This is a genomic window from Pseudomonas alloputida, assembly GCF_021283545.2.
In the GTDB taxonomy this organism is placed as follows: domain Bacteria; phylum Pseudomonadota; class Gammaproteobacteria; order Pseudomonadales; family Pseudomonadaceae; genus Aquipseudomonas; species Aquipseudomonas alloputida.
On sequence record NZ_CP128540.1, the window covers coordinates 2781197 to 2796035 of the forward strand.

11 protein-coding genes are annotated in these 14839 nt (G+C 64.1%); 7 read left to right on the top strand and 4 right to left on the bottom strand.

Annotation, left to right across the window (positions count from 1 at the left end):
• Positions 1-2: 2 nt before the first annotated feature.
• The 5 genes from peaA to LU682_RS12735 all read left to right on the top strand — a co-directional run bounded on the left by peaA (position 3) and on the right by LU682_RS12735 (position 6353).
• Complete coding sequence (gene peaA, locus LU682_RS12715; RefSeq protein WP_060489447.1) at positions 3-1568, top strand: quinohemoprotein amine dehydrogenase subunit alpha; 1566 nt, start codon at positions 3-5, stop codon at positions 1566-1568.
• A gap of 48 nt (positions 1569-1616) precedes the next feature.
• Positions 1617-3047: a quinohemoprotein amine dehydrogenase maturation protein gene (peaB, locus tag LU682_RS12720; RefSeq protein WP_010954326.1), complete on the top strand. Its 1431-nt coding sequence runs from the start codon at positions 1617-1619 to the stop codon at positions 3045-3047.
• 1 nt (position 3048) lies between these two features.
• Positions 3049-3372 (top strand): quinohemoprotein amine dehydrogenase subunit gamma, encoded by a 324-nt coding sequence (gene qhpC / locus LU682_RS12725; RefSeq protein ID WP_004375838.1) that lies wholly within the window; start codon positions 3049-3051, stop codon positions 3370-3372.
• A gap of 31 nt (positions 3373-3403) precedes the next feature.
• On the top strand, positions 3404-4525 hold the full coding sequence (gene peaD, locus LU682_RS12730) for a quinohemoprotein amine dehydrogenase subunit beta (protein WP_060489426.1): 1122 nt from the start codon (positions 3404-3406) through the stop codon (positions 4523-4525).
• A gap of 139 nt (positions 4526-4664) precedes the next feature.
• Positions 4665-6353: a fatty acid CoA ligase family protein gene (locus LU682_RS12735; protein WP_010954324.1), complete on the top strand. Its 1689-nt coding sequence runs from the start codon at positions 4665-4667 to the stop codon at positions 6351-6353.
• Positions 6354-6445: 92 nt separating this feature from the next.
• Here the strand turns inward: LU682_RS12735 and mobA are convergent, their stop codons facing one another.
• From mobA to LU682_RS12750, 3 genes are all read right to left on the bottom strand, one after another.
• Positions 6446-7021, bottom strand: coding sequence for a molybdenum cofactor guanylyltransferase MobA (gene mobA, locus LU682_RS12740; protein ID WP_010954323.1), 576 nt, complete (start codon positions 7019-7021; stop codon positions 6446-6448).
• 61 nt (positions 7022-7082) lie between these two features.
• Complete coding sequence (locus LU682_RS12745; RefSeq protein ID WP_060489429.1) at positions 7083-10211, bottom strand: multidrug efflux RND transporter permease subunit; 3129 nt, start codon at positions 10209-10211, stop codon at positions 7083-7085.
• An 11-nt stretch (positions 10212-10222) separates the two neighbouring features.
• Positions 10223-11398 (bottom strand): efflux RND transporter periplasmic adaptor subunit, encoded by a 1176-nt coding sequence (locus LU682_RS12750; RefSeq protein ID WP_010954321.1) that lies wholly within the window; start codon positions 11396-11398, stop codon positions 10223-10225.
• Positions 11399-11643: 245 nt separating this feature from the next.
• Here LU682_RS12750 and LU682_RS12755 point away from each other — a divergent pair, with 245 nt between their 5' ends.
• Positions 11644-12345, top strand: coding sequence for a response regulator (locus LU682_RS12755; protein WP_019437505.1), 702 nt, complete (start codon positions 11644-11646; stop codon positions 12343-12345).
• Between the two features lie 6 nt (positions 12346-12351).
• The gene (locus LU682_RS12760) at positions 12352-13653 is read left to right on the top strand and encodes an ATP-binding protein (RefSeq protein WP_232857240.1); all 1302 of its coding nucleotides are present in this window, start codon (positions 12352-12354) and stop codon (positions 13651-13653) included.
• A 30-nt stretch (positions 13654-13683) separates the two neighbouring features.
• On the opposite strand, the gene LU682_RS12765 is transcribed toward LU682_RS12760, so the two are convergent.
• Positions 13684-14775 (bottom strand): GGDEF domain-containing protein, encoded by a 1092-nt coding sequence (locus LU682_RS12765; protein WP_010954318.1) that lies wholly within the window; start codon positions 14773-14775, stop codon positions 13684-13686.
• Positions 14776-14839 lie beyond the last annotated feature (64 nt).

Here is a 14839-nt window from a genome sequence, read left to right on the forward strand (position 1 = left end):
CCTTGAAGACGACTCGACTCCGGCGGCATGCGGGCAAACTGGCGCTGGTCGCCGCCGCGCTGCTGAGCACCCAGGCCATGGCGGCCGAGCAGGGCCCGAGCCTGTTGCAGAACAAGTGCATGGGGTGCCATATCCCCGAAGGCAACGACACCTATAGCCGCATCAGCCACCAGCGCAAGACACCGGAAGGCTGGCTGATGAGCATCGCCCGCATGCAGGTGATGCATGGCCTTCAGATCAGCGACGACGATCGTCGCACGCTGGTCAAATACCTGGCCGACAAACAGGGCCTGGCGCCCAGCGAAACCGATGGCGTGCGCTACGCCATGGAGCGTCGGCTCAATACTGTCGAGCACTTCGACACCCAGCTCAGCGAGACCTGTGGCCGTTGCCACTCGGGTGCCCGTGTCGCCTTGCAACGGCGCCCGGCCAAGGAGTGGGAACACCTGGTCCACTTCCACCTTGGCCAATGGCCGTCCCTTGAATACCAGGCCCAGGCGCGTGACCGCGACTGGCTGCCGATCGCCCTGCAGCAAGTGGTGCCGGACCTTGCCAAGCGCTTCCCGATGGATAGCGCGGCCTGGGACGAATGGCAGAAGGCCAAACCCAAGGCGGACGTACTGCCGGGGAAGTGGGCATTCAGCGGCCATATGCTGGCCAAGGGCGATGTACGTGGGGTGATGAGCGTCACGGCCGGAGAGGGCGATACCTTCAAGGTCGAGGTCAAGGGCGCTTACGCCGACGGTACACCGTTCAACGGCAGCGGCTCGGCCATCCTGTACAACGGTTATGAATGGCGGGGCAATGTGAAGGTTGGCGATGCCAACCTGCGCCAGGTGTTCGCCGCGCTGGATGGCGAGATGAAAGGCCGTATGTTCGAAGCCGATCACGATGAGCGCGGCCTGCATTTCAGCGCCGTAAAAGAAGGCAAGGCGCAGTTGCTGGCGGTACAACCGGCGTTCATCAAGGCTGGAGGCGAAAGCGAAATCACCCTGGTTGGCAGCGGCCTGACTGGCAAGCCGGAACTGGGTGCCGGGGTGGAAGTGACCGAAGTGCTGGAGCAGACCCCGACCCTGGTAAGGGTCAAGGCCCGCGCCGCGTCCGATGCCAGGCCAGGGCTGCGCGAGGTGGCGGTAGGTGCGCTCAAGGGCGTGAACCTGGCGGTTTACGACAAGGTCGACGAAGTGAAGGTCGTGCCGGCGTTCTCCATCGCGCGCATTGGCGAGAACGGTGCCTCCGTGCCGAAAGTGCAGGGGCGTTTCGAGGCCGAAGCCTGGGGCAAGGATGCCAATGGCCAGCCGCTGCGTATCGGCTACCTGCCGGCCAGCTGGAAGGTCGAGCCGTTCAACGAGCGTGCTGTCGAGGATGAAGACGTCAAGTTCGCCGGGCAGATGCAGGCCGACGGTGTGTTCGTGCCAGGCGGTGCCGGGCCCAACCCTGAGCGCAAGATGATGACCAACAACGCCGGTAACCTGAAGGTCATCGCCACGCTGGCCGACGGTGGCCAGACCGGCGAAGGGCACATGATCGTCACCGTACAGCGCTGGAACAACCCGCCGCTGCCGTAACGGCAGGCTGCAACGGTTTTCCAACGGATCGATTATCGGGAGGTCGCCATGGGCGTACTACTGAACCTGGTCGAACGCAACCTGCACGAAGTACAGGTTGATGCCGACCGCATGCTGTTCCATATCCCCAGCAGTTCGCTGTTCACCGCTGACGCGGTGACCGGCGGCATCATCGACACCTTGCGCCAGCAAGGCTGCTCGGCCGAGGAGCTGATGCAGCGCCTTGGCCAGCAGTTTGCCGGCGAGGATATCCAGGACACCCTGCGCGAACTGATCGCGCTGGAGCTGGTCAGCGACGGCTCGCCGCTGACCCCGGAAATCGCCCTCAGGCAAGTCGAGCGCACCGCGCTCAACACCGTGGTGCTCAACGTCAACACCGGTTGCAACCTCAGCTGCACCTATTGCTACAAGGAAGACCTGGACAAGCCTTCCGCCGGCAAGAAGATGAGTACCACCACCGCCGAAGCCTCGGTGGAGATGCTGCTCAAGGAATCACCCAACGAGCAGCGCTACAGCGTGGTGTTCTTCGGTGGCGAACCGCTGTCCAACCGGCCGTTGATCGAGCACATGGTGGCTTACTGCGAGCGGCGGTTCGCCGAGGCGGGCAAGCAGGTGGAGTTCATCATGACCACCAACGCTACCTTGCTGACCGAAGAAATCATCGATTGGCTCAACGCCCACCGCTTTGGCCTGTCGATCAGCATCGATGGCCCCAAGACCGTGCACGACCGCAACCGTATCACCGTGGGCGGGCAGGGCACCTATGACGTGGTGCGGCGCAAGGCCGACCTGCTGCTGTCGCGCTACACCAGCCGGCCGGTGGGGGCGCGGGTCACGCTGACCCGTGGCATTACCGACGTTGAAACCATCTGGAACCACCTGTTCAACGAAATGGGTTTCGCCGAGGTCGGCTTTGCCCCGGTTACCTCTGGCGACATGGCCGACTTCAACCTCACTGGCGAAGAGCTGGTGCAGGTCTTCGCCAACATGAAGGCACTCGGCCGGCGCTACCTGGAAGCGGCACTGGAGCACCGCAACATCGGCTTCTCCAACCTGCACCAGTTGATCACCGACATCCACGAAGGCCACAAGAAGGCCCTGCCGTGTGGCGCCGGGTTGAAGATGCTGGCGGTGGACCACGAAGGTGAGCTGAACCTGTGCCACCGCTTCACCGGCTCCAGCCTGCCCACCTTCGGTAACGTGCACCAGGGCGTGAAGCAGGCGCAGCTCAACGACTTCCTGTCGCAGCGCCTGGACCGCAGCAACACCGGCTGTGAAAGCTGCCGTATTCGCAACCTGTGCTCCGGCGGCTGCTACCACGAAAGCTATGCGCGCTACGGCGACCCGCAGCACCCGACTTACCACTACTGCGAACTGATGCGCGACTGGGTGGACTTCGGCATTGAAGTCTACAGCCGCATCATGGCCGTCAACCCGGCCTTCATCGATCGCTACATCACCCCGCGGAAGGCGCATTGACATGAAGCACTTGAAGCCCCTGAACAACAAGGCGCGCATCCTGGAGCAGGCCGCCGCCGAAGACCGTGTCGAAGAAGTGATGGCAATGAGCGCGGTGGCAGGCTGCACGGCCACTACCGACCCAGGCTGGGAGGTGGACGCCTTTGGCGGCGTGAGCTCGCTGTGCCAGCCGATGGAGGCTGACCTTTATGGTTGTTCCGACCCTTGCTGGTGGCCGGCCCAGGTGCCGGACATGATGAGCACCTACCAGGACTGGAACGCCCAGGCGTCCAACTCGGCAGAGGACTGGCGCAACCTCGGCACCGTGTTCCCGAAAGACAAGTGACGGCCCAACAAGAATGACAAGGGGAAACCGCATGAAAGCTGGACGCTGCGCGCCATTGGCGCTCACCATCGCCGCCATGGCTTGCGCCGGGCAGGCACAGGCCGACGACACTGGCCCGGCACTCAAGGCTGGCCACGAATACATGATCGTGACCAACTACCCGAACAACCTGCATGTGGTCGATGTGGCCATTGACACGGTCTACAAGAGCTGCCGGATGCCCGACAAGTTCGGCCCTGGCACCGCAATGATGGCGCCGGACAACCGCACCGCCTACGTGCTCAACAACCATTACGGCGACATTTACGGCATCGACCTGGACACCTGCAAGAACACCTTCCACGCCAACCTGTCCAGCGTAGCCGGTGAAGTCGGCCGGTCGATCTATTCGTTCGCCATCAGCCCAGACGGCAAAGAGGTGTATGCCACGGTCAACCCGACCCAGAGGCTGAACGACCATTACGTGGTCAAACCACCGCGGCTGGAGGTGTTCAGCACCGCTGATGGCCTTCAGGCCAAACCCGTACGCACCTTCCCGATGCCGCGCCAGGTGTACCTGATGCGCGCCTCCGACGATGGCAGCCTGTACGTTGCCGGGCCGGACATTTACAAGATGGACGTGAAGACCGGCAAATACTCGGTAGCCCTGCCGCTGCGCAACTGGAACCGCAAAGGCTACAGCGCCCCGGACGTGCTGTACTTCTGGCCGCACCAGAGCCCGCGCCATGAGTTCACCATGCTGTACACCATTGCCAGGTTCAAGGATGACAAGCAGGACCCGGCCACCGCCGAACCGCTGTATGGCTACCTGAGCATCGACCTGAAGACCGGCAAGACCCACACCCAGGAGTTCGCCGACCTGACCGAGCTGTACTTCACCGGCCTGCGCTCGCCCAAAGACCCGAACCAGATCTACGGCGTGCTCAACCGCCTGGCCAAGTACGACATCAAACAGCGCAAGCTGATCAAGGCGGCTAATCTGGAGCACACCTACTACTGCGTGACGTTCGACAAGAAGGGCGACAAGCTTTACCTGGGCGGCACCTTCAACGACCTGGCGGTGTTCAACCCGGATACGCTGGAAAAGGTGAAGAACATCAAGTTGCCGGGTGGTGACATGTCTACCACGACGCCGCAGGTGTTCGTTCGCTAAACCGGTGTGTGCTTCTTCGCGGGTAAACCCGCGCCGACGAAAACCTCCACAGGCCCCAAATGTGGCGCCTCCTGTGTAGGAGCGGGTTCACCCGCGAAGAGGCCAGCACAGAAAACACAAGAACAGCAAGAGAACGCCCATGCCCCAGCCAAGCTACACCCAGGGCACCCAGGACAAGCCCCTGCTGACCCAATGCATCGGCGACGCCTTCGACGCCACCGTAGCCCGCTTCCCCGACCGTGAGGCGCTGGTGGTTCACCATCAGGCCCTGCGCTACACGTGGCGGCAACTGGCCGATGCCGTCGACCAGCACGCCCGCGCGCTGATGGCCCTGGGCGTGCAGCCCGGTGACCGTCTTGGCATCTGGGCACCCAACTGCGCCGAGTGGTGCATTACCCAGTTCGCCAGCGCCAAGGTTGGCGCGATCCTGGTCAACATCAACCCGGCCTACCGTTCCAGCGAACTGGACTATGCCCTTGGCCAGTCCGGCTGCCGCTGGGTGATCTGTGCCGACGCATTCAAGACGTCCGATTACCACGCCATGCTGCAGGGCCTGCTCCCGGGCCTGGCCAGCAGCCAACCGGGTGCGCTGATCTGCGAGCGGTTCCCCGAACTGCGTGGCGTGGTCAGCCTGGCGCTGTCGCCACCGCCGGGGTTTCTGGCCTGGCACGCATTGCAGGCCCGTGCCGAGGTTGTCAGCGGCGAGGCCCTGGCCGCGCGCCAGGCACAACTGCGTTGCGACGACCCGATCAACATCCAGTACACCTCAGGCACCACCGGTTTCCCCAAGGGGGCCACCCTTAGCCACAGCAATATCCTCAACAACGGGTACATGGTCGGTGAAAGCCTGGGCCTTACCGAGCACGATCGGCTGGTGGTGCCGGTGCCGCTGTACCACTGCTTCGGCATGGTCATGGCCAACCTTGGCTGCATGACACACGGCAGCGCACTGATTTACCCCAGCGATGCCTTCGACCCGCTGGCCACGCTGCGCGCAGTGGCGCAGGAAAAAGCCACTGCGCTGTATGGCGTGCCGACCATGTTCATTGCCGAACTGGACCATCCACAGCGTGGTGAATTCGACCTGTCGAGCCTGCGCACCGGGATCATGGCCGGTGCGACCTGCCCGATCGAGGTGATGCGCCGGGTGATTGGCGAGATGCACATGGCCGAAGTGCAGATTGCCTATGGCATGACCGAGACCAGCCCGGTGTCCTTGCAGACCGGTGCCGCTGACGACCTGGAGCGTCGCGTGACCAGCGTCGGTCGCACCCAGCCCCGGCTGGAGAGCAAGGTGGTGGACGCTGAAGGCAACACTGTCCCGCGTGGCGAGATCGGTGAACTGTGCACCCGCGGCTACAGCGTGATGCTGGGTTACTGGAACAACCCCAAAGCCACCGCCGAGAGCATCGACGCAGAGGGCTGGATGCACACCGGCGACCTGGCGGTGATGGACGAGCAGGGCTATGTGCGTATTGTCGGGCGCAGCAAGGACATGATCATTCGCGGCGGCGAGAACATTTACCCGCGCGAGCTGGAGGAGTTCTTCTTCACCCACCCGGCGGTGGCCGATGTGCAGGTGATTGGCGTGCCCTGCAGCAAGTACGGTGAAGAGATCGTGGCCTGGGTGCGGCTGCACCCGGGGCATGCTGTCAGTGAGGTAGAGTTGCGTGAGTGGGCGAGGGCAAGGATTGCGCACTTCAAGGTGCCCCGGTATTTCCGTTTTGTCGACGAGTTCCCGATGACGGTGACGGGCAAGGTGCAGAAATTCCGGATGCGCGAGATCAGTGTCGAAGAGCTGAAAGCAACGGCCTTGCCCAAGATTTGAACCGCCTGCGCGCTCGCCCGTAGGAGCGGGTTCACCCGCGAAAGGGCGGCCCTGCTGGCCAGTGAACTACCTGTGTTAACGGTGTCATGCCCTCAGTCCTGCAGCCGCTCCGGGCTGTTGAAGTTGCTTAGCCGGCGATCACTCTCGGCGCACTCCAGCCCTTGCACCGCCTCGCGCAGCAGGGCCTTCTGCAAACTCCGCTCACCCGCTGCCCAGGCCTGCTCCAGCACCGGCAACACCCGCTTGGGCAGTACGCTGAACATCGGCTGCCAGAAACCACCCTGACGCACCATTGCCGCGCTGTTACCGGCCACTGCCAACCGCAGCAGGCCCTCGATCAATTCGCGATCAACCAGCGGCGCATCGCAAGCCAGCACCACCACCCACGCATGACGTGCCACCCTGAGCCCGGCAATCACCCCCGCCAGCGGCCCGGGGAAGTCGGCTTCTGCATCGCCCACCAACCGGTCGGCGTATGCCTGGTATGCCGCCTGGTTGCGATTGCAGGAAATCACCAGGTCGTCGCTCAGTGGCCGCACCGCTCGATGAACATGTGCAATCAACGGCTCGCCTTGCCAGTCCACCAGGCCCTTGTCACGGCCGCCCATGCGCTGGCCGCGGCCACCGGCGAGAATGAGGATGGAGCAGGGGGGGAGTGCGTCAGGCATGAAAAAGGGTTCCGGGCAGTCATTGCCGAGAACCCTCCCATTTCAGGCGGGGCTTGTCCAGTCAGCTTTCGCGGGGCACGGGTTGCCCGTCGCTGTCATGCGCCTGGCGTCGCCCGGACAGGCGCATCACCACCACGAAGAACACCGGCACGAACACCACCGTCAGGGTGGCGCTGAGCATGCCGCCGATCACCCCGGTGCCAATCGCCTGCTGGCTGGCAGAGCTTGCGCCGCTGGCGATGGCCAGGGGCACCACGCCGAGGATGAACGCCAGCGACGTCATCACGATCGGCCGCAGGCGCAGGCGGGCCGCTTGCACGGCGGCGTCGGCGGCGTCCACGCCCTGGTCAACCAGATGCTTGGCGAACTCGATGATCAGGATGGCGTTCTTCGCCGACAGGCCGATCAGGGTAATCAGGCCAACCTTGAAGAACACGTCGTTGGGCATGCCGCGCAAGGTCACCGCCAGCACCGCACCGAGCACACCGAGCGGAACGACCAGCAGCACCGCAGTCGGGATCGACCAGCTTTCGTACAGCGCTGCCAGGCACAGGAACACCACCAGCAGCGACAGCGCCATCAGCAGGGGGGCCTGGCTACCGGACAGCCGCTCCTGCAGTGACAGGCCGGTCCATTCCAGACCGGTACCGGCCGGTAGCTGCGCCACCAGCCGCTCGACTTCGGCCATGGCCTCGCCCGAGCTGTAGCCGGCGGCAGGCTCGCCTGAGATCGACACCGCCGGGTAACCGTTGTAGCGGGTCAGTTGCACCGGGCCGCTGACCCACCTGGCCTGCACGAACGCGCCCAGTGGCACCATCTTGCCGCTGTCGTTGCGCACGTGAATGTTCAGCAAGTCTTCGACCTGGCTGCGCTGGTCACCTTCGGCCTGCACCACCACCCGCTGCATGCGGCCCTGGTTGGGGAAATCGTTGACGTAGCTGGAGCCCACGGCCACGTCCAGCACCGTGCCGATATCGGCAAACGACACACCCAGTGCATTAGCCTGGCGGCGGTCGATTTCCAGTTGCACCTGCGGGCTTTCCGCCAGCGAGGCTTCGCGCACGTTGGTCAGCACCTTGCTTTTGCTGGCGCTTTCGAGCAGCTGGTCACGGGCTGCCATCAGCTCGGCGTGGCCCATGCCGCCACGGTCCTGAAGGCGAAATTCGAAACCGGTCGACTCACCGAGGCCGTCAATGGGGGGCGGCAGTACCGAATAGGCAATCGCGTCCTTGAGCTGGGTGAAGGCCATGGTCGCGCGGTCGGCGATCGACTGGGCGCTGTCGTCGGCGCCGCGCTCGGACCAGTCCTTGAGGGTGGTGAAGGCCAGCGCCGCGTTCTGCCCGCTACCGGAGAAGCTGAAGCCGAGGATCAAGGTGGTGTTGCCCACGCCCGGTTCTTCGGCGTTGTGCGCCTCGATCTGCGCGGCTACCTGTTCGGTGCGCATGCGGCTGGCGCCCGGCGGCAGCTGAATGTCGGTGATGGTGTAGCCTTGGTCTTCGGTAGGCAGGAACGCCGTAGGCAGCTGGCTGAAACCGTAGCCCAGCACCGCCAGCAGCACCGCGTACACCAGCAGGTAGCGGCCGCTGCGCTTGAGCGCCTGCACTACCCAGCGCTGGTAGCCGTTGCTCATGCTTTCGAAGCGGCGATTGAACCAGCCGAAGAAGCCTTTGCGTTCATGGTGCTCGCCCTTGGCCACGGGCTTGAGCAGGGTGGCGCACAATGCCGGGGTCAGGCTGAGGGCGAGAAACGCCGAGAACAGGATCGACACCGCCATCGACAGCGAGAACTGCTGGTAGATCACCCCCACCGAGCCTTGCATGAAGGCCATGGGCAGGAATACCGCCACCAGCACCAGCGTGATGCCGACGATTGCACCGCTGATCTGGCCCATGGCCTTGCGCGTGGCTTGCTTGGGCGGCAAGCCTTCTTCGGCCATGATGCGCTCGACGTTCTCCACCACCACGATGGCATCGTCGACCAGAATGCCGATGGCCAGCACCATGCCGAACAGTGTCAGCACATTGACCGAGAAGCCCATGGCCAGCATCACGGCGAAGGTGCCCATCAATGCCACTGGCACGACCAGGGTCGGGATCAGCGTGTAGCGCAGGTTCTGCAGGAACAGGAACATGACTGCGAACACCAGCAGCATGGCCTCGAACAGGGTGTTGATGACCTGCTCGATCGACACCTTGACGAACGGCGAGGTGTCGTAGGGGATGTCGTACTTGACGCCTTCCGGGAAGTAGCGCGCCAGGTCCTGCATCTTCGCCCGTACCAGGGTAGCGGTTTCCATGGCGTTGGCGCCGGGTGACAACTGCAGGCTGAAGGCCGTGGCCGGTTTGCCGTTCAGGCGCGTGCCGTACTGGTATTCCTGGGCACCGATTTCAACCCGGGCGACATCCCCGATGGTGACCGTGGAGCCGTCCGGGTTGGCACGCAGGACAATGGCAGCAAACTCGTCGGGGCTGCTCAACTGGCCTTTGACCACCACGTTGGCGGTGATTTCCTGGGTGCTGCGGCTGGGCAGATCGCCGATGCTGCCAGGGGCGACCTGGGCGTTCTGCGCGGCGATGGCTTCGGCTACATCGTTGGGCGTGAGGTTGAAACCGATCAGCTTGCGCGGGTCGATCCAGATGCGCATGGCCCGTTCGGAGCCATACAACTGGGCCTTGCCGACGCCCTTGAGGCGGCGGATCTCGTCCATCACGTTACGTGCAAGGATGTCCGACAGCGCGGTTTCATCGAGCTTGCCGTCTTCGGAGGTGAGGGTCGCCAACAGCAGGAAGCCGGTGGACACTTTCTCCACCTGCAGGCCCTGCTGGGTGACCGGGCGCGGCAGGCGCGACTCGACCACTTTCAGGCGGTTCTGCACGTCGACCTGGGCCAGGTCCGGGTGGGTACCCGGGGCGAAGGTGGCGGTGATGGTGGCGCTGCCCAGGCTGCTCTGCGACTCGAAGTACAGCAGGTTGTCGGCGCCGTTGAGCTCCTGTTCGATCAGGCTGACCACGCTTTCGTCCATGGTCGCCGCCGAGGCACCCGGGTACACGGCGTAGATTTCCACCTGCGGCGGTGCCACGTTGGGGTACTGGGCCACCGGCAGTTGCGGGATGGCCAGCGCGCCAGCCAGCAGGATGAACAGTGCGACCACCCAGGCGAATACCGGGCGATCGATGAAGAATTGCGGCATGAATCAGGCCCTCACTGGCCGGTATGCTGTGCGATGGGTGGGGCAGCGGGCGTGTTGTCGACCTGCACCTGGTCACCGGCCTTGACGTGCTGCAGGCCCTCGACCACCACCCGCTCACCGGCCGCCAGGCCCTCGCTGACGATCCAGCGGTCACCCTGGGCGCTGCCCAGTACAACCTGGCGGTCGCTGACCCGGGCGTGCTGGTCTACCACCAGCACCTTGGGCACACCGGCGCTGTCGCGCAGGATGGCGCGTTGCGGCACGCTCAGGCCCTTGGGTTGCACCGCTTGCTCCAGGCGTACCCGCACGTAGCTGCCTGGCAGCAGGTCGAGGTCCGGGTTGGGGAACTCGCTGCGCAGGGTGATCTGGTTGGTGCTGGGGTCGACGCTGATGTCGGAGAACAGCAGCTTGCCCGGCAGCGGGTAGGCGCTGCCGTCATCCTGGATCAGCGTGGCGCGTGCCTGGCCGTCGCCCACCTGCTGCAATTCGCCGGCGCGCAGGGCGCGGCGCAGGGCGTTGAGCTCGCGGGTAGACTGGGTGACATCGGCATGGATCGGGTCCAACTGCTGGATGGTCGCCAGCGGGGTGGTTTCGTTTTGCCCGACCAGCGCGCCTTCGGTGACCTGGGCGCGGCCGATACGGCCGGAGATCGGCGCGGTCACGGTGGCATAGCCGAGGTTCAGCCGGGCGCGCTCCAGCGCCGCCCTGGCTTCGGCCACTTCGGCATCGGCCTGCAGGAAACTGGCCTTGGCGTTGTCGTATTCCTGGCGGCTGACGGCTTTGTCGTCGACCAGCTCGCGGTAGCGCTGCTCTTGCAGGCGCGCCTGGTACCGGGTGGCTTCGGCCTTGGCCAGTGTGGCGCGGGCGCTGTCATGGTCGGCCTTGAACGGCGCCGGGTCGATCAGGAACAGTACATCACCCTGCTTGACGTCGCTGCCTTCGCGGTACACCCGCTTGAGCACCACGCCTGCGACCCGCGCACGCACTTCGGCGGTGCGTGGCGCGAGGATACGGCCGCTGAGTTCACTGCTGATGGCCAGTGGCTGCAGTTGCAGGGTTTCTACGCGCACTTGCGCGGTGGGGGCCTGTTCGTCTGGCTCGGCGCTGTCGCTGCAGCCGGCCAGGGACAGGCTCAGCAAGGCCATGAGCGCCAACGGGCGCAGGCACGGGGAGAGGGTAGTAGGCATGCGGATCTTCCGATGATGACCGTGTATATGCTAAGGCAGACGCTGCCTGGGCGGCTGTTAATACCTGTAGGGCGAGTGTGAAAAAGTGTGAAGAATGATCCTGTCGAGTGGTTGGGTTCTATATTCTGCATGGGCCTGTGCTGGCCTCTTCGCGGGTGAACCCGCTCCTACGGGGACCTGCAGCAGCGGGTTTACCCGCGAAGCGCTCGCCACAGGCTTACTTCAACCCAGACGCCCAAGCACCTATGCCGAACATTTTCCTGGTCGAAGACGACAGCGCCCTGTCCGAGCTGATCGCGAGCTACCTGCAACGCAACGACTTCCATGTCCAGGTGATCGCCCGGGGCGATCATGTGCTGGACGAGTACCGTCGGCAAAGGCCTGACCTGGTCATCCTTGACCTGATGCTGCCGGGCATCGATGGCCTGCAGCTGTGCCGGCTGCTGCGCCAGGAGTCGCAGACCCTGCCAATCCTCATGCTGACGGCCCGCGACGATAGCCATGACCAGGTGCTAGGCCTGGAAATGGGGGCCGACGACTACGTGACCAAACCCTGTGAGCCACGCGTGCTGCTGGCCCGGGTGCGCACGCTGCTGCGCCGCAGCAGTGTCAACGAACCGCGCCTGGACAACGACCTGATCCTGATTGGTGGCCTGCGTATCGACCTGGCCGAGCGCACGGTGAGTTGGCGCGGCGAGGAGGTGGAGCTGTCCAGCGGTGAGTACAACCTGCTGGTGGTGCTGGCGCGCAATGCTGGTGAGGTGATGAACCGCGACCGTATCCTGCAACAGCTGCGTGGCATCGAGTTCAATGGCACCGATCGCTCCGTTGACGTGGCCATTTCCAAACTGCGGCGCAAGTTCGACGACAACGCCGGCGAAGCGCGCAAGATCAAGACCGTGTGGGGCAAGGGCTACCTGTTCAGCCGTGTCGAGTGGGAGTGCTGATCGGCCATGCTCAAGATCCTGGTGCGGTTGTACCTGGTGATCATCGTCGCCTACACCGGCGCGTTGCTGTTCATCCCTGACACCATCGTCGGCCTGTTCCGCGACCGGTTCATGGCCTACAACCTGGACCAGGCCAAGGGTGTACAAGCGTTGATCGTGCGCCAGTTCCGCCAGGCTCCGCGCGAGCAGTGGCCAGCGGTGGAGCAGGAACTGGCCAGTGATTTCGCACCGCTGGAACTGCAGCTGCTGCGCAGGGATCAGGCCGGTTTGAGCGATGAGGAGCAGGCGCGCCTGGAGCAGGGTCTGTACGCAGTGCGCATTGCCGAGTGGGGCTATTACGAGACGGTGTTGGCGCCGCTGGACAAGGAGTGGCTGATACGCCTGCATTCCCCGCCAGACCCGCTGGACATCAACGTGCTGTCGTGGGGCGTGACCGTGTTGATTGGTGCAGCCATGCTGGGTTGCCTGCTGCTGTGGGTTTGGCCGCACTGGCGTGATCTGGAGCGCCTCAAGGAGACCGCTCGGCGCCTGGGCCAGGGGCAGATGGCCGAGCGTACGCACATTTCGCCTCACTCCAACATTGGTGAACTGGCCGGGGTATTCGACACCATGGCCAGTGACCTGGAACGCCATGTCAACCAGCAGCGTGAACTGCTCAATGCGGTATCGCACGAGTTACGCACGCCACTGACCCGGCTGGACTTCGGCCTGGTGCTGCTGTTCGACGAAGTGCCGCCAGCCAGCCGCAAGCGCCTGCTGGAACTGGTCGGGCATGTGCGCGAGCTGGATGAACTGGTGCTGGAGCTGCTGTCCTATAGCCGGTTGTACAACGCCGACCAGGCGCGGGAGCGGGTGGAGGTATCGCTGCTGGAGCTGGTCGACAGTGTGCTTGGGGGCTTTGCCGAGGAACTCGATGGCCGGGGTATCCAGTGGGAGGTGCGGGCCGAGGGTGAGTTGCCGCGCTTTGTACTGGACCCGCGACTGACGGCGCGCGCGGTGCAGAACCTGGTGCGCAATGCCATGCGCTATTGCGATGAAAGCCTGCTGCTGCGCTTGCGCCTGGAAGCCGATGGCGCCTGCCTGCTGACGGTGGAGGATGACGGGATTGGCGTCCCTGTGGAGGAGCGCGAGCGGGTTTTCCAGCCGTTCTACCGTCTGGACCGCAGTCGCGATCGCAACACCGGTGGTTTTGGCCTGGGGTTGGCCATCAGCCGGCGGGCGATCGAGGGGCAGGGTGGCACCTTGACCCTGGCGCAGTCGGCGCTGGGTGGGGCGCAGTTCAGGATTCGTTTGCCCGCCGGCGGATAGGGGCGCAGCAACCGCGAAGAGACGGGCCTGCTAATCCTGCTCTGCCAGCTCGCTGGACCACGACACAAAGCGGTCCTTGCCAGTGTGCTTGGCTTCATATAATGCCTGATCGGCGCGGACCAGCGCGGTGGTAAGGCTCTCTCCCCGGTCGACCTTGGCCAGGCCAATGCTGATGGTGACCGGGTGCTCGCCAGCGTCCTCGCGCACGCGCTGGCACAGCGCGGCCACTCGCTGCTCGGCCCCTTGCTGATCCAGCCCTTCGAAGAAGATCGCGAACTCTTCACCTCCCAGCCGGGCAAACGCCTGATCGGCCATGCTTGTCTTGATATGCAGGGCCACGCGCTTGAGCACTTCGTCGCCCACGTCATGGCCGAAACGGTCATTGACCCGCTTGAAATTGTCGATATCGATCATGGCCAGGTACTGCCCGGACGTCGCCATCCGCAGCTGGCGGTCGGCCTGGGCCATGAACGAGCGGCGGTTGGGAATGTCGGTCAGGGCATCGACGTAGGCTTGCTCCAGCAACACCTTGGACAGGTAGAAATTGTGCAGCTTGGCCTTGCGGATCTGCAGGTAGCTGTAGCTGACCAGGCCGCTTAGAAACACGGCATAGCTGATCAGCATGGCGCCTTCGAGCGCATCGGGCTCGATGCGGGTGTGGTAGAACGGATTAAGCATCACCCAGGTGATGACCATGGCGCAGAAGAATGACCAGCGCCGCACCGGTAGCACCGACATGGCATACAGCACGGTGGACACCCCGAGCACCAACCACACCGGGCGCAGGGCTATCGGGATGCCTTCGATCACCAGGCGCATGCCCAGGGTGATGACGGTAATGAACAGCAGGTTGAGCACGTCGAAGTGATGGCTGCGGCGGGTGAAATGCAGCACTACGATCAGGCTGCCGAGCAGGGCGATGAACAGGAAGGACAGCCAGGTGAAGCCTTGGTCGCCGAGGAAGCTGACGATCAGGTCGAAGACCAGCCAGATCAGGACGCTGATCGAGAATACCAGCAGGCAGAACGAGCGCATGGACTCGAATTCGTGCTGGCGGAACTCGGCGCGCAGGGCGGCGGGCGCGACCTGCTGGCGTATGTGGGCTTCGATGGTCTTGAACATCGGTGGGCTCCTGAGGCTACTACTTTTTCAGGCTTGGACCTTTCGCGGGTAAACCCGCTCCTAC